Source organism: Arthrobacter globiformis, from assembly GCF_030815865.1.
Lineage (GTDB): Bacteria > Actinomycetota > Actinomycetes > Actinomycetales > Micrococcaceae > Arthrobacter > Arthrobacter globiformis_B.
In genome coordinates this window covers 1,113,132-1,132,429 of the sequence record NZ_JAUSXI010000001.1, presented here as the reverse complement: position 1 = coordinate 1,132,429, position 19,298 = coordinate 1,113,132, and the positions used below count along the sequence as shown (strand labels likewise).

The 19,298-nt window shown below is 65.8% G+C and carries 23 protein-coding genes and 1 tRNA gene; 8 read left to right on the top strand and 16 right to left on the bottom strand.

Features of this window, described 5'->3' with window-relative positions:
* Positions 1-20: 20 nt before the first annotated feature.
* From cysS to QFZ33_RS05305, 5 genes are all read right to left on the bottom strand, one after another.
* Positions 21-1,475, bottom strand: a complete 1,455-nt coding sequence (gene cysS / locus QFZ33_RS05325; RefSeq protein ID WP_307025513.1) for a cysteine--tRNA ligase — start codon at positions 1,473-1,475, stop codon at positions 21-23.
* A 32-nt stretch (positions 1,476-1,507) separates the two neighbouring features.
* Positions 1,508-1,834: a hypothetical protein gene (locus QFZ33_RS05320; protein ID WP_307025510.1), complete on the bottom strand. Its 327-nt coding sequence runs from the start codon at positions 1,832-1,834 to the stop codon at positions 1,508-1,510.
* 99 nt (positions 1,835-1,933) lie between these two features.
* Positions 1,934-2,446 (bottom strand): 2-C-methyl-D-erythritol 2,4-cyclodiphosphate synthase, encoded by a 513-nt coding sequence (gene ispF, locus QFZ33_RS05315; protein ID WP_236806845.1) that lies wholly within the window; start codon positions 2,444-2,446, stop codon positions 1,934-1,936.
* Between the two features lie 23 nt (positions 2,447-2,469).
* On the bottom strand, positions 2,470-3,252 hold the full coding sequence (gene ispD, locus QFZ33_RS05310) for a 2-C-methyl-D-erythritol 4-phosphate cytidylyltransferase (protein ID WP_307025507.1): 783 nt from the start codon (positions 3,250-3,252) through the stop codon (positions 2,470-2,472).
* 189 nt (positions 3,253-3,441) lie between these two features.
* A complete protein-coding gene (locus tag QFZ33_RS05305; RefSeq protein WP_003801164.1) occupies positions 3,442-3,924 on the bottom strand; it encodes a CarD family transcriptional regulator in 483 nt (160 codons plus the stop codon).
* Between the two features lie 326 nt (positions 3,925-4,250).
* Between QFZ33_RS05305 and QFZ33_RS05300 the strand changes: the two genes are divergently transcribed.
* Complete coding sequence (locus QFZ33_RS05300) at positions 4,251-4,841, top strand: hypothetical protein (RefSeq protein ID WP_307025504.1); 591 nt, start codon at positions 4,251-4,253, stop codon at positions 4,839-4,841.
* Between the two features lie 143 nt (positions 4,842-4,984).
* Here QFZ33_RS05300 and QFZ33_RS05295 read toward each other — a convergent pair whose 3' ends face one another.
* Together QFZ33_RS05295 and QFZ33_RS05290 are read right to left on the bottom strand one after the other, a co-directional pair.
* Complete coding sequence (locus QFZ33_RS05295) at positions 4,985-5,665, bottom strand: response regulator transcription factor (protein WP_214855331.1); 681 nt, start codon at positions 5,663-5,665, stop codon at positions 4,985-4,987.
* Positions 5,662-6,933 carry a sensor histidine kinase gene (locus tag QFZ33_RS05290; RefSeq protein WP_307031669.1) on the bottom strand — a complete coding sequence of 424 codons (1,272 nt, stop codon included), beginning with the start codon at positions 6,931-6,933 and terminating at the stop codon, positions 5,662-5,664. Before QFZ33_RS05290 ends, QFZ33_RS05295 begins: the two co-directional genes overlap by 4 nt.
* 203 nt (positions 6,934-7,136) lie before the next feature.
* Between QFZ33_RS05290 and phoU the strand changes: the two genes are divergently transcribed.
* Positions 7,137-7,799, top strand: a complete 663-nt coding sequence (gene phoU / locus QFZ33_RS05285; RefSeq protein WP_307025501.1) for a phosphate signaling complex protein PhoU — start codon at positions 7,137-7,139, stop codon at positions 7,797-7,799.
* Between the two features lie 164 nt (positions 7,800-7,963).
* On the opposite strand, the gene QFZ33_RS05280 is transcribed toward phoU, so the two are convergent.
* The gene (locus QFZ33_RS05280; protein WP_307025498.1) at positions 7,964-8,710 is read right to left on the bottom strand and encodes a phosphoglyceromutase; all 747 of its coding nucleotides are present in this window, start codon (positions 8,708-8,710) and stop codon (positions 7,964-7,966) included.
* A 102-nt stretch (positions 8,711-8,812) separates the two neighbouring features.
* Between QFZ33_RS05280 and QFZ33_RS05275 the strand changes: the two genes are divergently transcribed.
* Positions 8,813-9,625: a class I SAM-dependent methyltransferase gene (locus QFZ33_RS05275; RefSeq protein WP_307025496.1), complete on the top strand. Its 813-nt coding sequence runs from the start codon at positions 8,813-8,815 to the stop codon at positions 9,623-9,625.
* 83 nt (positions 9,626-9,708) lie between these two features.
* Here the strand turns inward: QFZ33_RS05275 and QFZ33_RS05270 are convergent, their stop codons facing one another.
* Positions 9,709-10,065, bottom strand: coding sequence for a DUF2516 family protein (locus tag QFZ33_RS05270; protein WP_307025494.1), 357 nt, complete (start codon positions 10,063-10,065; stop codon positions 9,709-9,711).
* 9 nt (positions 10,066-10,074) lie between these two features.
* A complete protein-coding gene (locus QFZ33_RS05265; RefSeq protein ID WP_307025492.1) occupies positions 10,075-11,259 on the bottom strand; it encodes a trans-sulfuration enzyme family protein in 1,185 nt (394 codons plus the stop codon).
* 115 nt (positions 11,260-11,374) lie between these two features.
* Here QFZ33_RS05265 and tmk point away from each other — a divergent pair, with 115 nt between their 5' ends.
* The 3 genes from tmk to QFZ33_RS05250 all read left to right on the top strand — a co-directional run bounded on the left by tmk (position 11,375) and on the right by QFZ33_RS05250 (position 14,811).
* Positions 11,375-12,034 carry a dTMP kinase gene (tmk, locus tag QFZ33_RS05260; protein WP_373427330.1) on the top strand — a complete coding sequence of 220 codons (660 nt, stop codon included), beginning with the start codon at positions 11,375-11,377 and terminating at the stop codon, positions 12,032-12,034.
* The gene (locus tag QFZ33_RS05255; protein WP_307025487.1) at positions 12,031-13,173 is read left to right on the top strand and encodes a DNA polymerase III subunit delta'; all 1,143 of its coding nucleotides are present in this window, start codon (positions 12,031-12,033) and stop codon (positions 13,171-13,173) included. The genes tmk and QFZ33_RS05255 overlap by 4 nt, the downstream gene beginning before the upstream one ends.
* A 63-nt stretch (positions 13,174-13,236) precedes the next feature.
* On the top strand, positions 13,237-14,811 hold the full coding sequence (locus tag QFZ33_RS05250) for an alpha/beta hydrolase (protein ID WP_307031667.1): 1,575 nt from the start codon (positions 13,237-13,239) through the stop codon (positions 14,809-14,811).
* A 108-nt stretch (positions 14,812-14,919) separates the two neighbouring features.
* Here the strand turns inward: QFZ33_RS05250 and QFZ33_RS05245 are convergent, their stop codons facing one another.
* A complete protein-coding gene (locus QFZ33_RS05245; protein WP_307025485.1) occupies positions 14,920-15,687 on the bottom strand; it encodes an HAD family hydrolase in 768 nt (255 codons plus the stop codon).
* Between the two features lie 224 nt (positions 15,688-15,911).
* Here QFZ33_RS05245 and QFZ33_RS05240 point away from each other — a divergent pair.
* Both QFZ33_RS05240 and QFZ33_RS05235 read left to right on the top strand, forming a co-directional pair.
* Positions 15,912-15,984, top strand: a tRNA-Thr gene (locus tag QFZ33_RS05240).
* Positions 15,985-16,219: 235 nt separating this feature from the next.
* Positions 16,220-16,564: a hypothetical protein gene (locus QFZ33_RS05235; protein WP_307025483.1), complete on the top strand. Its 345-nt coding sequence runs from the start codon at positions 16,220-16,222 to the stop codon at positions 16,562-16,564.
* Here QFZ33_RS05235 and QFZ33_RS05230 read toward each other — a convergent pair.
* The 5 genes from QFZ33_RS05230 to QFZ33_RS05210 all read right to left on the bottom strand — a co-directional run bounded on the left by QFZ33_RS05230 (position 16,561) and on the right by QFZ33_RS05210 (position 19,224).
* Positions 16,561-17,343 carry a hypothetical protein gene (locus QFZ33_RS05230; protein WP_307025481.1) on the bottom strand — a complete coding sequence of 261 codons (783 nt, stop codon included), beginning with the start codon at positions 17,341-17,343 and terminating at the stop codon, positions 16,561-16,563. The genes QFZ33_RS05235 and QFZ33_RS05230 overlap by 4 nt on opposite strands.
* 230 nt (positions 17,344-17,573) lie before the next feature.
* Positions 17,574-18,047 carry an SRPBCC family protein gene (locus QFZ33_RS05225; RefSeq protein ID WP_214855273.1) on the bottom strand — a complete coding sequence of 158 codons (474 nt, stop codon included), beginning with the start codon at positions 18,045-18,047 and terminating at the stop codon, positions 17,574-17,576.
* Between the two features lie 129 nt (positions 18,048-18,176).
* Positions 18,177-18,416, bottom strand: coding sequence for a helix-turn-helix domain-containing protein (locus tag QFZ33_RS05220; RefSeq protein ID WP_307025478.1), 240 nt, complete (start codon positions 18,414-18,416; stop codon positions 18,177-18,179).
* Positions 18,416-18,550 (bottom strand): hypothetical protein, encoded by a 135-nt coding sequence (locus tag QFZ33_RS05215; protein WP_307025476.1) that lies wholly within the window; start codon positions 18,548-18,550, stop codon positions 18,416-18,418. The genes QFZ33_RS05220 and QFZ33_RS05215 overlap by 1 nt, the downstream gene beginning before the upstream one ends.
* A gap of 194 nt (positions 18,551-18,744) precedes the next feature.
* Entirely contained in the window at positions 18,745-19,224 is a 480-nt protein-coding gene (locus QFZ33_RS05210) for a DUF805 domain-containing protein (RefSeq protein WP_307025474.1), read from the bottom strand.
* Between the last annotated feature and the right edge of the window lie 74 nt (positions 19,225-19,298).

Here is a 19,298-nt window from a genome sequence, read left to right as displayed (position 1 = left end):
CGGGCGCTGAGCCCCGGAGGCTAGCCGCGCTGCAGGCTCCAGGTGGCGCCGTCAGCGTTGTCTTCGACCAGGACGCCGGCCGCCGCGAGGGTGTCCCGGATGGCGTCGGAGGCAGCCCAGTCCTTCTTGGAACGGGCCTCGGCGCGGGCGGCGAGCTGCGCTTCAATGAGCGTCCCGAGCGCACTGGTGGCCTGGTCGTCGACGGCAGGCTGCGCGGCTTCGCTGATGCCCAGAACCCTGAGCATGTCAGTGACGCTGGCCAGGGCCTGCCGCGTCGCCGCCAGGTCGCCATCAGTGAGGGCTGAGTTTCCGGCGCGGACCGTGTCGTGCAGCGCCGCAAGGGCCTGCGGCACGTTGAGGTCGTCGTCCATTGCAGCGGCGAACGCCTCCGGAACGGTGCCGTGGCTGCCAACCAGCAGGGCGCCGTCGTTGGACAGCGCGCGGACGGCGCGGGCGACGAAACCGTCAATGCGTTCGACGGCGGCCGCGGCCTCCTGCAGCGACGTCGGCTGGTAGTCCAGCACCGAGCGGTACTGTGCCTGGCCCAGGTAGTAACGGACCACGCGCGGCGGCGCGATTTCCAGCATCTCGGCCGGGCTGACGGTGTTGCCGACGGACTTGGACATTTTTTCGCCCTGGTAGGTGACCATGCCGTTGTGCATCCAGAAGTTCGCGAAGCCGTGGCCGGCGGCCTGGGACTGCGCCATCTCATTTTCGTGGTGCGGGAAGCGCAGGTCCAGGCCGCCGCCGTGGATGTCGAATTCGGTGCCAAGGTATTTAGTGACCATCGCCGAGCATTCGAGGTGCCAGCCCGGACGGCCGGCCCCCCACGGCGAAACCCAGCTCGCCGTCGTCGGCTCCCCCTCCTTGTAGCCCTTCCAGAGGGCAAAGTCGCGGGGGTCCTTTTTGCCGCGCGGGTCGGCGTCCGCGGCACCCTGCATGTCATCGATCTTCTGCCGCGTCAGCGCGCCGTACTTGTTCCAGGAGCGCACGTCGAAGTAGACGTCCCCGGAGCCGTCGAGGGCGGGGTACGCGTGCCCGCGGTCGATGAGCTGCTGGATCAGTGCGTGCATTTCCGGGATGTGGCCGGTTGCCCGCGGCTCGTACGTTGGCCGGGACACGCCGAGGGTGTCGTAGGCCTTGAGGAACTCCTGCTCGTAGCGGTAGGCCAGCGCCCACCATTCCTCCTCCGGCACGGCGCCGGGCTCCTGCTCGAAGTCGGGATGGAAGGATGCCTCGGACTTGGCGAGGATCTTGTCGTCGATGTCGGTGACGTTGCGGACCACCGTGACGCGGAAGCCGCGGTACTCAAGCCAGCGGGTGAGCTGGTCGAAGGCGATGGCGGAGCGGATGTGCCCCACATGCGGCATGCCCTGCACGGTGGCACCGCAGTAATACAGGCTTACCTTGCCCGGTACCAGGGGAACGAAGTCGCGGACTTCGGCGGATGCAGTGTCGTAAAAGCGCAGGGTCACCGCTCCAGATTAGCCGATGCCAATGTCCCCGCTTACCTGCAGACTTCGCCGATCCGGTTGTTCTGCTTGGCGAGTTCAGCCGTCTGCTCCGAAGTCTTGTTTCCCAGCGAGGTACCGGCCACTTGCTTCATGATGTCGGCCATCTTCTGGATGGGGTCGGCGACGTCCTGTGCCACCTTGTCCGCGACTTCCTGGTAGTGCTTGGCGATCTGGTCTGCCTGCTGCTGCTGGTTGCCCGTGGGCTTGAACGTGTCGCCCTGCAGGAACTTGCAGCTCTCCTCCACGCTCATGCGGGGGCTGCCGGCACAGCCGGCCAGAAGCATCCCTGCGATCACGACGGCGGGAAGCAGCTTTTTCACGGCGGGTCTCCTGGGATTGCGGTACGGTGCTTATTCCAGCGTAGGCGATTTGGCTGCAGGTGCGGACAGCCGCCCTGCAGGCCGGTTACGTCGGGGCAGCTATGCCGCCGGGTAGACCAGGGCCGTGGCCACTGCGGAAATGCCTTCGCCGCGGCCGGTGAAGCCGAGGCCGTCGCTGGTGGTGGCCGTAACGCTGACCGGGGCTCCTGCGGCCTCGGTGAGGACGCGCTGGGACTCTTCCCTGCGCGGGCCGAACTTGGGCCGGTTGCCCACGAACTGCACCGCGATATTGCCGATCTCGAAGCCCGCTGCCCTGACGATCCTGGCTGCTTCGGCCAGAAGCGTGACTCCGGAGGCCCCTGCGAATTCGGGCCGGTCTGTACCGAAGTGAGTGCCCAGATCGCCGATCCCGCAGGCCGAGAACAGTGCGTCGGCGGCGGCGTGCGCCACGGGATCGCCGTCGGAATGGCCGGCGAGGCCCCGCTCCCCCTCCCAGAAAAGCCCGCCCAGCCAGAGCGGCTGCGGGTCGCTGTCCGGGGCAAAGGCGTGCACGTCGATGCCGATGCCTGTCCGGGGCAGGAGTACCGGGGTCCGCGAAGCGTTGTGGGTCATGGCGCCTTCCGTCATGTGGTTTGTCAGCCTTCCACCCAGCGGGCGCCGAGGGGTCCCTCGAGCAGGCCCTCGGCGATGATGAGGTCCAGCGGTGTGGTGATTTTCAAGGACTGGCTGGCTCCACGGACGGCGTGCACCGGCACGCCGAGAAGCTCCACCAGCATGGCGTCGTCGGTCACCGCGGCGGCCTGGCGCTCATCGAAGCCCGAGGCCGCTTCGTGTGCCTGCCGCAGTACGGAGACCTTGAAGCCCTGCGGGGTCTGGACGGCCCGGAGCTCCTCACGGGGGGCGGTTCCGGTGACGAGTTCTGGTGCGATGTCCGTGGCCGGGCCCTCGGTGGCGGCGACCGTCTTGACGGTATCCACCACCGGAATCACCGGAATCACCGCGTCGGCGCCGGCAGCCAGAGCCTGGGCCACCCGGTGGAAAACCTTCTCCGGCGTCAGGGCGCGGGCGGCGTCATGGACCAGAACCGCTTCCGTGCCGTCCTCGATGGCGGCCAGAGCGGAACGGACGGAATCCGCCCGGGACGCCCCGCCGTCGACCATGGTGAGGACCGGGCCGCCGTCGACCAGCTCCACCTGGAAGTCTTCGCAGAGCCGGCGGAGTTCCTCATCACCGGCCGGCAGCGCGATGCAGACCTGGCTGGCAATGCCTGCCGCGACGATCCCGCGGAGCGCGTGCATCAGGATCGGTTCACCACCCAACGGCACGGCGGCCTTCGGCATGCCATACCCCAGCCTCTGCCCGGACCCGGCGGCGACGAGGATCACGGCTGTCACGGGGAGCTTGGGTGCAGTGTTCATGCGCTCTAGCCTACGTCCCAGCCGCACTCCCCCTCCATCACCCAACTGCTCCCCCAACTAGGTAGCAGCTGCGGGCGTTCTCACCGCTGGGAACGCCATCAGCTGCTACCTACATGGGTGTTTTGGGCTGGGTGATTTTTGGGCAAGAAGAAACCCCGGCGGCACTCTGCCACCGGGGTTTAATTCTTGTTAGGAAGCCAAGACCTCGTCGAGAACGCTCGCAGCCTTCTCTTCGTCGGTCTTTTCAGCCAGGGCCAATTCTGAGATCAGAATCTGCCGGGCCTTGGCCAGCATTCGCTTCTCGCCTGCGGAAAGGCCCCGGTCGTGATCCCGGCGCCACAGGTCGCGAACGACCTCTGCAACCTTGATGACGTCGCCGGAAGCAAGCTTCTCCAGATTTGCCTTGTAACGACGCGACCAGTTGGTGGGCTCCTCAGTGAACTCGGCGCGGAGCACATCAAACACGTGCTCCAAACCGTCTTTGCCCACTACGTCGCGAACCCCAACAAGGTCAACGTTCTCTGCTGGAACTTCAATGGTCAGATCACCCTGAGCCACCTTGAGCTTGAGATACATCTTCTCTTCGCCCTTGACAGTGCGCATCTTGATCTCTTCAATTTTTGCTGCACCGTGGTGAGGGTAAACTACTGTCTCGCCGACCTCAAAAACCATGTGGACTTTCCCCTTTCCCGCAGACCAGTTTATCACGATTAAGGCATATGACTGGCATGGAAACGGTCCGGAAACCCCGTAAATCCGCGGAAAATGGCCGAAATCAGCCACTTAGACCCCTTGACGGATGCGAACAATAGTGCATCGCATGCAGGCCCACAAGCGTTACGCGCGGGTAATTGCGGGTCTCCGGCAACGGCCTCAGGACCCCCTAAAGTGGCGGCGGAAGGGCCGGTCATGTGGAGGGGCCGAATCCTTGTTTGGCCCTCTTTGCCGATAGGCTATGCCTGAAAACTGTTTCAAAGACTTTTCGAGGAGTGCGTGACGTGCGTTTCACTGCGATGAACCGGGGCCAGAGCGGCAAGATGGCAATGGCGGCAGCCGCCCTGAGCGCCGGCCTGCTGGCCCTGACGGGCTGCGGCTACGTCAACGCCCAGCAGACCTCTCACCAGTACGCTGCCTCCGACGGAACCCGCGCCGAGGTCGGACCGGTGCAGCTGCGCAACATGCTCATCGTATCCGCGGGCGAGAACCAGCCGGGCCGCGTCATCGGTGCCGTCTACAACTCCTCTTCGAAGGACGTCAAGGTCACCCTCAAGGGAGCCGAAGGCGCGCAGACCGAAGTTCCGGTGAAGCAGAACTCCTACACCTTGCTCAACGAATCCGCGGACGAAGCCATCCTGAGCACGTCCGGCGGCAAACCTGGATCCCTCGTGGACGTCCAGGTGACCGAGGACGGCACCAACGTCAACAAGACCGTGAAGATTCCTGTGGTGGACGGCACGCTGAAGGAATACGCCGCCTACGTCCCGGGTGGCGCGCCGAGCGGGTCTGCCACTCCGAGCCAGACCGCAACGCCGGCTGAAACTGCATCGCCGGGTGAAACTGCCTCGGCCACGCCCACCGAAAGCCACTAGCACCGCAGGCCACTGACGGCCGCTTACTAGAGCAGCAATACGAAGAAGGAGGGGTTCCCGGCCGGGAACCCCTCCTTCTTCGTGTCTATCGGTGCTTAGTGTCGTCGGCGCCTCGGCGCCTCGCCCGGGCCGGCAGCGAACTTCTACGGCTCGAACTTGTAGCCCAGGCCGCGCACGGTGACCAGATAACGCGGCAGGGACGGGTCGGGCTCGATCTTGCTGCGCAGCCGCTTCACGTGGACGTCGAGCGTTTTGGTGTCGCCCACATAGTCGGAGCCCCAGACACGGTCAATCAGCTGGCCCCGCGTCAGCACACGGCCGGAGTTGCGCAGCAGCATCTCCAGCAGTTCAAACTCCTTCAGCGGCAGCGACACCTGCTCGCCGTCGACGCTTACCACGTGCCGCTCGATGTCCATCCGCACGGGGCCGGCGTGGACGGTGGAGGCGATGAGTTCCTCCGGTTCGCCCTGGCGCCGCAGCACCGCGCGGACGCGGGCCACCAGCTCGCGGGAGGAGTAGGGCTTGGTGACGTAGTCGTCCGCGCCCAGCTCCAGCCCGACTACCTTATCGATCTCGGTGTCCTTGGCGGTCAGCATGATGACCGGGACGGTGGAGCGCTGACGCAGCTGCCGGCAGACCTCCGTGCCGGACTGTCCCGGCAGCTGCAGGTCGAGCAGCACGAGGTCTGCCCCGTTGCGGTCGAATTCCGTGATGGCGTCGAGGCCGTTGTCCACGACCTCCACCTCGAATCCTTCCTTGCCCAGTAGATAGGACAGGGGATCGCTGAAGGACTCCTCATCCTCGACAATAAGAATCCTGCTCAAGCGTTAGCTCCTCGTTCGTGGACGCCGCCGGCGTCGTGTGGTTCGTTGGCCTGTTGCGGCCGGTCGGGCTGGCCCCGGGGTGAATCGGAAGCCAGCGTTGCGGCTTCCTGGGCAGTGCGGTCACGCGGTTCCGGCGCAAACGAGTCTCCCTGCCCTTCCATCTCCGGCAGCCGGAGGGTGAACGTGGAGCCCTGGCCGGGCTGGGACCAGAGCGTGACTTCCCCGCCGTGGTTGGAAACAACGTGTTTGACGATGCTCAGGCCCAGACCGGTTCCGCCGGTGTGGCGGGACCGGGCCGCGTCCACGCGGTAGAAACGTTCGAACACCCGTTCCTGGTCCTCGGGTGACAGGCCTTCGCCCTGGTCCGTGACGGAGACGGAAACCAGTCCTTCCCTGGACCTCACGCCGATGCCTACCCGGGTGTTCTCCGGCGAGTAACGGATCGCGTTGTCGATGAGGTTGCGCAGCGCGGTGACCAGCAGGTCCTGGTCACCGTAGACCTTCGCCTCCGCACGGCCGCCAATGACGATCTGGATGTTCTTGCTCTCGGCGGGCAGCTGCGACCGGTCCACGGCTTCGGAGATGACGTCGTTGATGTCCACAGGGTGCCCCTGCTGCGCCACGTTCGCGCCCTGCAGCCGTGACAGCTCAATGATGTCCTGCACCAGCGCGGCGAGGCGGACCGACTCTTTGTGCATGCGTTTGGCGAAGCGCCGGACGGCGTCCTCATCGTCCGCCGACGATTCCAGCGCTTCGGCCAGCAGCGAGATGGCGCCGACCGGCGTCTTCAGTTCGTGGGACACGTTGGCCACGAAGTCGTTGCGGATCTCCTCGGTCCGGGTAATCTCAGTGCGGTCATCGGCCAGCAGGACGATGTATTCCTCACCCAGCATTGCTGCCCGGACCTGCACGATGATGGTTCCCTGGCCGAGCGGTCCCCGGGGCAGTTCAAGTTGCCTCTCCAGGATCACGCCGTCCCGCCGGACGTTCGCCGTCATGTCCAGCAGCTCGCGGTGCACCACCGTGTGGCCGCGCACCAGGCCGTAGGCGTAGGCCGCCGGACTTGCCCGGACGACGCCGTCGATCGCGTCCACCACCACGAACGCCTGCCCGACGACGGCGAGGACTTCTGCGGACCCCTGGGGCAGCGCCGGTTCGTCGTACTCAATGTCCACGAGCTCGCGCTGCTTCTCGCTGGCACGGAAGGCGAGCACGCCAAAGACGCCGAACGACAGGCCCAGCAGGCCGGCGATGACACCTAAGAGCATTGGATCCACGCCTCCAGCTTATGCTTCCGGGAACCCCCGATATCCGATAAACGGCCCACGCGGTGCGGATTCAGCTAACGTTCATCTTGAGGTGTGTATCAGTTCACCGAACACTGGAAGAGTGTGCGGTTGGACTGCCGGAACGGTGACACGAAATTCTGACCGCCGCGGCGGGGCGGAGTTTCCAAGGAAAGGACGCCTACGTGCGCAAGGTTTTTCAGGAGGAGCTGGCCCATGTGGGCGAGGACCTCATCGAAATTTCAAAGCTGGTCAGTGAAGCGATCGGCAAGGCAACGACGTCGTTCGAGAGTGCCGACGTCGATCTGGCACAGGACGTCATCGCTGCGGACGCCAGGATCGACTTCCTGCAGAACAGCCTCGACGAGCGCGCCATCGACATTCTCGCCCTGCAGGGCCCCGTGGCCAGCGACCTGCGCATGATCGTCGGGTCGCTGCGGATGAGCGCATCCCTGGAGCGCATGGGTGACCTTGCCCGCCACATTGCGCAGCTGGCCCGGCTGCGCTTCCCCGCCATGGTGATCCCGGAGTCCCTGACCGGGACTTTCAAGAGCTTTGCCGAGCAGGACATCGAGATCGCGAACAAGCTCACCCAGCTGCTGGAGACCCGCGACCTCGAGGTTGCCCGCGACATCCTCAAGGCCAACTCCGCGGTGAACGACCTCCACCTTAGTGTCTTCAAGGCGATCGCACGCCCCGAGTGGCAGGAATCCCCGGCCACCACCGTGGACGTTGCACTGGCCAGCCGCTACTTCGAGCGGTTCGCGGATCACGGCGTGTCCGTGGCGCAGAAGGTCACCTACCTTGTGACCGGCGCCTGGCACCCGAACAGCATCGAGCAGGGCTAACAATAAAGTCGGGTTTTTGTACACTTGTTGGCCCCGCGGGGGTATTTGGGGCCAATATCTGTACAAAAACTCCACCGGATTAAAACGGACGACGCCGGCTGGTCACCTGAGGTGACCAGCCGGCGTCGTGGTTACGACAAGCTCAACCAGCGGGCTGAAGCGAGCTACTTCTTGCCCTGGTTGGCGACGGCCAGGATGGCCTGCTCGGCTGCCTCGGGATCGAGGTAGGTTCCGCCGGGGGTGATCGGCTGGAAGTTCTCGTCCAGGTCGTAGACCAGCGGGATGCCGGTGGGGATGTTCAGGCTGGCGATGGCGTCGTCGCTGATGCCGTCCAGGTGCTTGACCAGGGCGCGCAGGGAGTTGCCGTGCGCCGTGACCAGGACGGTCTTGCCGGCCTTCAGGTCTTCCTTGATGTCCGATTCCCAGTACGGGAGCAGACGGACGAGGACATCCTTGAGGCACTCGGTTCGGGGCATTTCGTCGCCGAGGTCCGCGTAGCGCGGATCGCGGGACTGGGAGAACTCGCTGTTGTCGTCCAGTGCGGGCGGCGGGGTGTCGTAGGAGCGGCGCCACAGCATGAACTGGTCCTCGCCGAATTCGGCCAGGGTCTGGGCCTTGTCCTTGCCCTGCAGGGCACCGTAGTGGCGCTCGTTGAGGCGCCAGTCGCGCTTAACGGGGATCCAGCCACGGTCGGCCTTGTCCAGGGAGATGTTGGCCGTGTTGATGGCCCGCTTCAGGAGCGAGGTGTAGAGGATGTCCGGGAGAATGTTGTTCTCAACCAGCAGTTCCCCACCGCGTGCTGCTTCCTCGCGGCCCTGATCGTTCAGGTCTACATCCACCCAGCCGGTGAACAGGTTCTTGGCGTTCCATTCGCTGTGGCCGTGGCGCAGCAGAATCAGCTTGTAAGTCATGATTTTCATCCTAGCCGAGCGCGGCCCGCGGGTGCCGAGAGTTACATCACGCGGCAGGACCGCCCGCATCCTGTAGGCAGGGCTCCCCGTTAAGCTGGTGCCGTGGTGCAGAAAGCAGAGCGGGTGGTGACCAGCCGGGGCAAGCCGGTGGGGAACGTGACCCGCGGCACCACCAACCCGAACCGCATGCGCAGGCTGGACAGGTGGCTGGCCGGGCCGCAGGCCTGGCGGCTCCGGAGGGCAGCCGACCCGCTCGTGGTGGACCTGGGCTACGGCGCTTCGCCGGCCACCGCCGTCGAACTCTTTGAACGGCTCCGGGCGGTACGGCCGGATGTGCGCGTCTGCGGGATCGAGATAGAACCGGAACGCGTGCGTGCAGCGAAGGCACTGGAGCGCCCGGGCCTGAGTTTCCACAACGGCGGATTCGAACTTCCGGTGCCCGGAGACCCGGTGTTTGTGCGCGCGTTCAACGTGCTGCGTCAGTACGAGGAAGCGGACGTCCGCGGCATCTGGGAACTGGTGCAGGGCCGGCTGGCTCCGGATGGCCTGTTCATCGATGGGACATGCGACGAGATAGGCCGCCGCTCCGCCTGGATCGCCCTTGCTGCTGAGCGGCCGCTGAGCCTCACCATGTCGGTGCGGTTCGGGAGTTTCGGGCTACCGTCCGAGATCGCGGAACGCCTGCCCAAGGCCCTCATCCACCGCAATGTTCCCGGCGAACGCATCCACACGCTGCTGAAGGCGATGGACCGGGCATGGCTCGAGGCGGCGCCCTTGGCGCCCTTTGGAAACAGGCAACGGTGGACGGCCATGTGCCGGGCGCTGCTCGACGGCGGGTGGCCGGTACAGGATGGCCCCTCGCGCTGGCGGCTCGGGGAACTTACCGTCGGCTGGGAAGCCGTGGCGCCAGACTGACGCCTGGGCCCACGCCGGCAGGGTTCCCTGGGCGAGCTTGCGAGGTCAGGGTGCCGACGGGGATCACCAAGGATTAAGTGCGGTCACCAGGGGCCGTAGGGGCCCATGTTTCGGCTGCCGCCGCGGCCGGCGTCCTTCACGGCCGGCCGGACGTCGGCCAGGTAGACGGAGGCCGCCACCACTGCTCCCAAGCCAAACAGGCCAAGCGGGCCGAGGAGGCCGCCCGATCCGCCGCCCAGCACGGAGAGCGCACCGACGGCCAGGCTGCCGCCGGTCAATGCCAGCCAGAACGTTTTGGTGCGCTTGCCAACAGCTTCAAAGGCGTTTGGCCGGTGGCGGACGCAGTCAAAGAAGGCCCACACCTCGAGGACCAGTGCTATCAGCCCCAAAATGTAATAGACCGTGCTCTCAACGTAGAAAATCAGTAGTCGTCCGTCCACCAGCCCAGCCTATCGGTCCAGGGCGTCCAGCGCCTGCTTCAAATCGGCCCAGAGGTCCTCGACGTTTTCGATGCCGACGCTGAGCCGGACAAGGTTCTCCGGGACACTCTCCGGTTCTGCAACGTGCCGGCGCCGCCGCTCGATCAGGGATTCCACCCCGCCCAAGGACGTGGCGGGCAACCACAGGTCCAGGGCTCGAACCAGTTTGTCCGCAGTTTCGGAAGCGCTGAGCCCGCCGGCGGCGGCTACCTGGACACAGAGAATGGAACCAAAGCTTGTCATCTGGGACTTGGCCAGATCGTGGCCAGGATCCGACACCAGGCCCGGGTAGCGCACATTCTCCAGGGCCGGGTGTGCGCTGAGGCGCTCGGCCAGCACCGCTGCCGACGCCTGCGAACGCTCAATCCGCAGGGCCAGCGTGCGCACGCCGCGCAACGCCAGCCACGCTTCGAAGGGACCGGCGATGCCACCATGGATGATGCGGTGGTGAAGAAGGGTCTCGCGCAGTTCCGCGTCAGAGGTCACCAGGGCGCCCAGCACCACGTCGGAGTGGCCGGCCAGGTACTTGGTCACTGAGTGAAGCACGACGTCGGACCCCAGGCTGAGCGGCTGCTGCACCAGAGGGGTGGAGAAAGTGTTGTCCGTGACGACGACGGCGCCGGCGTCGTGGGCTGCCTGGGTGAGCGCCCGGATGTCCGCGATGCCGAGCATCGGGTTGGTGGGGCTTTCCAGCCACAGCATGTCCGCCGCCTTGCCGTCCTGCGGTGCTATCTGGGCCCGGACCGCTTCGGTGTCCGCGATGTCCACGGTGCGGAGTTCGAGGAGGCCCTTTTCTGCCAGCTCGGCAGCCATGACCAGCGAACCGGAATAGCTGTGGGACGGCATCACCAGGACGCCCCCGTTGGGGATCAGGGAGAGCGCGGAGCTGACGGCGGCCAGGCCCGAGGAGTACAGCAGGCCCGGCAGTGAGGCGCCCTCGAGCTGACCGAGGGCCTCTTCGAACGGGTCCCATGTGGGGTTCGAGTAGCGGCCGTAGCCGCGGTCGCCGTCGTCGAGCGCGCCGGTGCCGAAATAGGTGGAGGAGAGCACGATGGGCGGGTTGACGGGCGCATCGTGTTCACGGGGCGGACGGCCGGCGGCCACGACCACCGTTTCGGCAGACAGGGATGCGGCATGCTGATCGGAAAGACTCATGGTCAAAGGGTACGTTGGGTGCCTGCCCGCTGGGAAAGCGGCTGCTTCTGGCTGGATGCTGAAGCGGGCGCGGGGCATTTTCGTCGGTGGAAATCGGTAGGCTGGATAAGTGAATATGCAGAGCTCCGGACTTTTCATCGCCTTCGAGGGCGGTGACGGTGCCGGCAAGTCAACCCAGACGGCCCGGCTGGCCGGCTCGCTGGAATCGCGCGGCCTCACCGTGCTGCGCACCCGGGAACCCGGCGGGACGCCTATCGGCGAGAAGCTCCGTTCCCTGGTGCTGGACCACGGCCACGGCCACATCGACGCCCACACCGAAGCCCTGATCTTCGCCGCCTCCCGGGCCGCGCACGCCAGCCAGATCATCAAGCCTGCCCTGGCCCGCGGCGAGGTGGTGCTCACGGACCGCTACATCGACTCCTCGGTGGCATACCAGGGCGCTGGCCGCGGCCTCGGCACGGATGCCGTGCGGAGCGTCAACGAGTGGGCCACGTCCGGTCTGCAGCCGGACCTGACGGTGCTCCTGGATGTCCACCCGGCCGAGGGCCGCAGCCGCCGCACCGCCGGGGATGCTGCCGAGGACCGGCTGGAATCGGAAGCCGACGAGTTCCACGCCCGGATCCGCCAGGCGTTCCTGGACCTCGCCGCGGCGAGGCCGGATAACTACCTGGTGCTGGAGGCAGGACGGCCTGTCGAGGACATCGCTGGACTGATCCTGGCGCGCGTCGAGCAGCTCCTCGCACGAACCGGCACCGACCGGCAGGGACGGCCATGACCGTCTGGGATGACCTGCAGGGCCAGCCAGCCGTCGTCGCCCAGCTGCGGCAGGCGGCCATGGGTGAGGGGCTCACGCACGCCTGGCTGTTCACCGGGCCCCCCGGCTCCGGCCGCTCCAATGCCGCCAAGGCTTTCGCCGCGGCACTGAACTGCGACCAGGACGACGTCACCATGCGCGGCTGCGGCACCTGCCCGGCGTGCCTGACCATCCTGGGCGAAACCCACGCCGATGTCTCCTTTGTGCGCACCGAAAAGGTGACCATCACCATCGACGAGGCCCGTGAACTCGTGGCCACCGCGGGCAACCGGCCGTCCTCGGCCCGCTGGCGGATCATCGTGGTGGAGGACGCCGACCGCATGGCAGAACGCACCACCAACGTGCTGCTCAAGGCCATCGAGGAGCCCACCCCACGCACCATCTGGATGCTGTGCGCCCCCTCCCCCGCGGACGTCTTGGTGACCATCCGCTCGAGGTGCCGGGCAGTGGCGCTGCGGCTTCCGCCCGCCGCAGACGTGGCGGCCCTGCTGGTGAAGCGCGACGGCGTGGACCCGGCCCTTGCTGAGCGGGCGGCGCGGGCCGCCCAGAGCCACGTGGGCATCGCCCGCCGTTTAGCCCGGGATGGCGAGGCCCGGGACAGGCGCCTGGAGACCGTCCGGTTCCCGCTGGGCCTGCGCGGCATTACGGCCGCCGTGATGATGGCTGATAAACTTGTGAAGATCGCCACCGAGGAGGCCGCCAGCTCCAATGAGGAGCGCGACGCCGCCGAGAAGGCCGCCCTGTTGGCAACGCTGGGAGCCCCCGAGACCGGGACCCTGCCGCCTGCCATGCGCAGCCAGGTGAAGCAGCTTGAAGACGATCAAAAGCGGCGGGCAAAGCGTTCCGTGACCGATTCACTCGACCGGACGCTGACTGACCTTCTCTCGTTCTACCGGGACGTTCTGATCATCCAGCTGGGGAACGCCGTCGAACTCGTGAACGTTGAACTCAGGAGCGAACTGGAGGAGTTCGCCCAACGGTCAGGGCCGGAGGTGACACTCGCCCGGATGGACGCCATCAACAACGCCCGCAAGCGCATCACCACCACCAACGTCGCACCCCTGTTGGCCGTAGAGTCAATGGCCGCGAGCCTGATCTAAGCCACACACTGCCCGCCATCTGACTGACCAAGCTGACGCCGCCTACAAGGAGAAAACCGCATGATGTCTGCACCGCCCCTGTCCTCGCGACCCCGGACCCTCGCGGGCGGGATGCGGGCGGCCGGCGCCATGGCGCTTGCCTTGCTGCTGGCATCATGCAGTGCCCTTGGCCTCTCCAAGGACGAGTCCTCCCAGGGCGGCTCCACCGGGCAGGCCGACCCCTCGATAGCGGCGGCCGCGCCCGAAGGGCTGAAGGACTTCTACTCGCAGAAGATTGTCTGGGAGCCCTGCGAGGACAAGCTGCAGTGCGCCAAGGTCAAGGTGCCGGTGGACTACGCGAAGCCGGACGGCGACACGATTGAACTCGCTGCCGTGAAGATCGCCAGCACCGGGGACAAGAAGCGGGGCAGCCTGCTGGTCAACCCCGGCGGACCGGGCGCATCCGGCTACGACTTCGTCAGGGATGCCGGCAACAGTAATTTCTCCGAGGCGGTACGCGCCAACTACGACCTCGTAGGTTTCGATCCCCGCGGCGTCAAGCGCTCAGCACCCGTCACCTGCCTCACCGACAAGGAACGGGACGAGGCAAGGACAAAGGTCTACACGCCGGAAACCGACGCCGGGCTGGCAGTGCTACGCGCTGATAACAAGGCCATCGCCGCCAAGTGCGCTGAGCAAACGGGCGCGGTCCTTGGCCACATTGACACTGTAAGCGCCGCCAAGGACCTGGACGTCCTGCGCGCCGTGCTCAACGACTCCAAGCTCAACTACATGGGTTTTTCGTACGGCACTTTCCTGGGCTCCACCTACGCGTCGCTCTTCCCAAACAATGTGGGGCGCATGGTCCTCGATGGCGCCATTGATCCGTCCCTCAGCGCGGAGGAGCTAACGTTGGGCCAGGCCCGGGCCTTCGAGAAGGCGCTGCGTGCCTACGTGGAACATTGCCTCGGGGAGGAGGGGTGCCCCCTGAGCGGAACGGCTGACGACGGCCTCCAGCAGATCCGCGACCTCATTAACTCCGTGATCCAGACTCCGCGTACGGCCAAGGACGGCCGGCTGGTGGGCGGCAATGTCTTCGTCAGCGGCATCGTCGTTCCGCTCTACGCCAACGAAAGCTGGCCGGCTTTGACGCAGGCACTGGACGCTGCCATGAAGGGCGACGTCAGCCCCATGCTTCGCCTGGCCGACCTGGGCGCGAACCGGTCCCCCAACGGCAAATACACGTCCAACACGGCTCTTGCCTTCAGCGCCATCAACTGCCTGGACTACCCCACGAGCAGCGATCCCGCGGCCATGCGTGCCGAGGAGCAACGGCTTCGTGAGGCCTCCCCCACGCTGGGCTACTTCTTCGCCTACGGCGGGGCGAACTGCGCGGACTGGCCGTACAAGAACATCCGGACCCCCTCCGCCGTCAAGTACAGCGGCTCCGCGGCGATCGTCGTCGTTGGTACCACCGGCGACCCGGCAACGCCGGTGGAGTGGGCGAGCGAACTGCGGAAGCAGCTGGGCAACGCGTCTCTGCTCACCTTCAAGGGTGAGGGCCACACCGCCTACGGCCGGTCCAACACCTGCATCACCAGCGCCGTGGACAAGTACCTCGTGGACGGCAAGGAGCCGGCGGACAACACCGTCTGCTGACCCCGCGGCCGTGGCGGCCGGTGCAGCAGCAGCGGCCGCACCCCGGCCGCCATCGATGCATCAGGTCGGAGGAGCCTCAAGTTGCTGGAGCCTCAGGTTACTGGAACCTCAGAGCCGGGAAGCGCGCCGCTCCAAAAGTGCCGGGAAGTCCTTAATGGAGGGCAGGACGTCGGTGGCACCGGCGCCGCGAAGCGCCGCCTCGGAGTGCGACCCGGTCAGCACCCCGGCAGCCACGGAAGCACCGGCGCGCAGGCCGGAATGGATGTCCGCGGCCGAGTCCCCCACCACGGCCACCTTCCGGACGTCGTCAATGTCGAGGGCTAGGACCGCTGTCAGCACCATGTCCGGGAACGGCCGGCCCCTGCCGGCGTCCGCGGGGCACAGGCTGAGGTCTGCCAGGCCCATCCAGCCCAGCGATTCCAGCACCATGTTCTGCGTGTGGCGTCCGAAGCCGGTAGCCAGGCAGACCTTGACGCCTGCGTCCCGGAGCCAGCCGATGGTGTCCTCGGCCCCCGGGACCGCACGGACTCCGCCGTCGGCGATGAGTTCATCGCAGTTCAACTCGAACCTCTTGTTGGCGCTTGTAGCCGCCTGGGGGTCGTCGAACAGTTCGGCGAAAACCGTCATCCGGGAGATGCCGGAGCGCTCCCGCGCGTAGCGCAGCATGCCTTCAAAACGGGCCGCGCCGGCCGGCACTCCCTGCTCCACCAGCGTGCGGGACATCGCGCGGTCCATGAGGCCGCCGTCGTACACGGTTGTTCCCACCATGGCCAACACCGCCAGCCGGACCGGCCGGCCCTGCTCCGCCGCCTCCGCATCCGCCGAGAGGGCAGTGCGCACTGCGCTGCCGGTTGAGATTGCGCTGTTGGGTGTCATGGTCGAGCTCCTTTGCCGCTGGTGCGCAGGCATGCTGCGCCACACTGTCGGATCCAGCATTCCCCCCGTTGCTGTGTGTGGCCTGAACTGGATCCAACGGCGGAATGAACGTCCCGCCAACGTCAATCGCAGCCAGCGGGGCGCTCATTTTGACCCGGACACGGGGACTCTATTACAGTTGTCTCTTGCATGAACCGGCCGGTTTCCCGGCTGATTGGTGCGGTGCTTCCTTAGCTCAGTCGGTAGAGCGTTTCACTCGTAATGAAAAGGTCATCAGTTCGATTCTGATAGGAAGCTCGGGATAAACCCCCTAGAAACTACGGTTTTTGGGGGGTTTTTCGCTGGTTTCGCCCGAAGACGCCACTGGGGCTGGGGCACATCTTTGGCGCCCTTCGGCGCAAACATCCGATTCACCTGCATCCACGCACGCCGTCGGAGACTTAAGCCAATCTGGCATCGCACGCAGTGGGCGGGTTTTTCTTGAGCCAGTCTTGATCGGCACCCGAGGGGACCTTGAGTCAACGACGGCAGGGTGTTCGCTACCGGCACGGAAGACCGGCCGTACGAAGTCCGCAGGTCGGGCTCCTTCATGAAGGGGACGTTCGCCACCATGGACTGCAACCTGAACTCCACCACCGGCAAGGCCGTCGCCTCCTTGGTCTTCACCGGGCACCCAGCCCTCCCGCGCCAACAAATAACCCACACACGTCCCCTCCGTCGTCTGGCCCCAGAACCGCGGCGGAGGGGGCCCATCCGCAAGGCAGCACGCCACGACGGCAGCAGCAGCAACGCCGCCGGGCAAGGTGTGCCCGGCACGGCGGTCCCCGTCGAAGGCCAGCTGCTGCTGAAGGCCGTCCGCGGGCGCCTCGACGTCTAGGCGGGGGCGCACGCCGCCGTCACAAAGTCATAAATCTCCCCACGCAGTGCTGTGCCGGCCGGGATCTTCAAACGCCCCTCGCGTTCTCCAACACCCACATGCAGGGGCAGCAGCGTGCCCACTTTGTCCTCGGCGATGGCATGCGGATCGCAGCGGGCAGGACGGATCCGCAAACGCAGTTCAGAGCGCGGGGCGCCTTGAACGATGCGGACGTTCCGCGGCCACGGCTCGTCCGCCGGCGCGGCAATCAGGGTGGTCCCGTCGATGCTCACGATGGTCATCGACCTGATGTCCGTGCCGGCGCCGTCCGCTTCCTTCGGGGTGATGACCAGCCGGACGACGGCGGTGCGGGAGTCCGGCGCAATCTCAAGTCTGCCGTCCAGGACGATGTCCGCCACGGCGGCCGCCTCCGCCGCTAGGCACAGCTCCGTGTTGTTCCGCTCCAGGACACCGAAGGGGTCGACGGCGACCGGCGCCATGTCCTGCAGACCGGCCCGCCCGGGCTCCGAATACCTCACAATGGCGACTGGCTGCTGCGTGGTCGCTTGATGCGCGGTTGATTGGTCCCGGCCGCAGACCGGGGCCGGCAGCCGGGCTGGAAGGCTCTTAGGCTGGCCGGGAGGCAGTTCGAGGCTTCCGCCGGTTGGCTCCCACAGAATGTCCCCTTGGAACAGTGGCGACGCCAGTTGCGCCGCAGCCACCGTCATGGGTCCGCCGGAAACGTTGGTAAGCAGGAGCTGGATGGCCTGTTTTCCGTACTGGTCGCGCGACTGGTTCACCTCCACCGTTATCGGCAGTGGTCCAGCTGACTCTTGTGGCTCAGGCACGGTGCAGGCCGCGAGCGCAGGGACCGCCGTCGCCATGGCAACCGCCGCCAGAACAGTCAGCCAACGGCGTGCGAGCGTATGGGACCCGCGGGCAGGCGACTTATGCGCAGGGGACCCCTGCGCATAAGGGCACGGGCCGTGGGCCTGTTGTTCATGCAACAGGTCCACGGCCCGGGGTTTTTCTAGAACTGCCCGGTGGGGCCGCTGTCCTCGACTTCGCCGCGCCAGCCGCCGGTTTCCGTGCCGCGTGACTCGATGAAGTCCTTGAATTTCCTCATGTCGGCCTTGACCTGCATTTCGTCAATCTTCAGAGCCGCACCTGCCTTCTCCGTGACGGTTTCCGGCGCCCATTCGAAATGGACCTTCACCTTGGTGTGATTGGCATCCAGGGGGGTGAACCTGATGATGCCGGCATGGGACTTGCCGTCGGTGCTGCGCCAGGCGATCCGATCATCGGGCTCCTGGTCAACTATCTCAGTATCAAATTCCCGCTTCACACCGCCGACCTTCGTAACCCAGTGATTGGTGGTGTTGCTCAGCTGGGTTACGGATTCCACGCCGGACATGAACTGCGGAAATGATTCGAACTGCGTCCACTGGTTATAGGCCGTATGGACCGGAACTGCGACATCAACGGTCTCTTCAACGGTTTCCATCTGTTTCCTCCTGTCATAACGGGTGGCCCGAACCGGGCCCTCGGCAGTCGCCGCTCCCTCCAACAGCAACCGCCACCTGAACGGTAGGTCCGGTGCCTTCTTGTGTCCAGACCCTGCACGTAACCGGGATCAGCGACTGCCGCTTGTGCTGCCTTCCGTGACCAGGAGGTCCCGGACCTGGCACTCCAGGGCATCACAGATGGCTGTCAAGGTGGAGAACCTGATCGCCTTTGCCCTGTCGTTTTTTAGCACCGACAGGTTCACCAGGCTGAGGCCGACCCGCTTGCTCAGTTCGGTCAGGGTCATCCCGCGGTCTGCTAGCAGTTCGTCGAGACGGCAATGGATTCCTGAGGTTTCGTCCGCCGGCATCAGACCAGGCCCTCGGTGTCCTTCTGCAGGCTGCGGCCAAACTCGAAGACCCCGGCGAAGAGAAGCAGGGCGATGCCCAGCATCAGAGGACCGACGTTGAAGTCCAAGGAGAAGAGGTAGTGCTCTCCCGGCACGCGCCCGTTCGCTCCTATTAGGTCTATCAGCCGTCTCCGCCCGATGGAATCAAGAATCTGCCCCACCGTCCCGGCCAGTGCGAGGACAAATCCCCCGGTACCAACGAGCCACGCAGAACCACGGGCAAAAAGGAGCCCGCCGGGACGGCCGGGTGATCCGTCGTCGGCAGGCTCCCTCCGGCTATGCCCCGTGCTCAGGCCGCCGGGGTGTCGAACCGCTGCCCTTCGGGCTTTGACGGCAGGATCGTCAGGACCAGCAGTGCTATGGCTCCAAGGAACGGTACGAGAACCAGCAGCACAAGCCAGCCGCTCAGGTTCACATCGTGCAGGCGCCGTGCGGTCAAGGCCAGCGAAGGCACGATGGTGGCCAGTCCCCATATGACAGCCAGGATGAGGCCAATTGTGGCGCCCGGACCGGGCACGGCCGTACCGTCGGCGGCTACGGTTGCTCCCCCTGCGGCGGTGATGATGTTAATGATGATGCCGACCACGGCCGCGACGAGCACCCACCACCAATACTCACTCCGGCTGGCACGGCCCGAGAATGTGGCGTACTTCTTGAAGAACCGGCGGACTGCTACCGGAAAGGGTGCACCATAGTACGGGGACCAAAGCGGCGGTTCGCCGACTCCCGTCTGATTGGCCTGCTGCTGTGGATATTGCTGATAGCTCATGGATTTCCCCCCACGGGTTCTGAGTTATGAGACGAGCCCATCGTAGGGGCCAAACTGACGGATCGGCCTTTCGA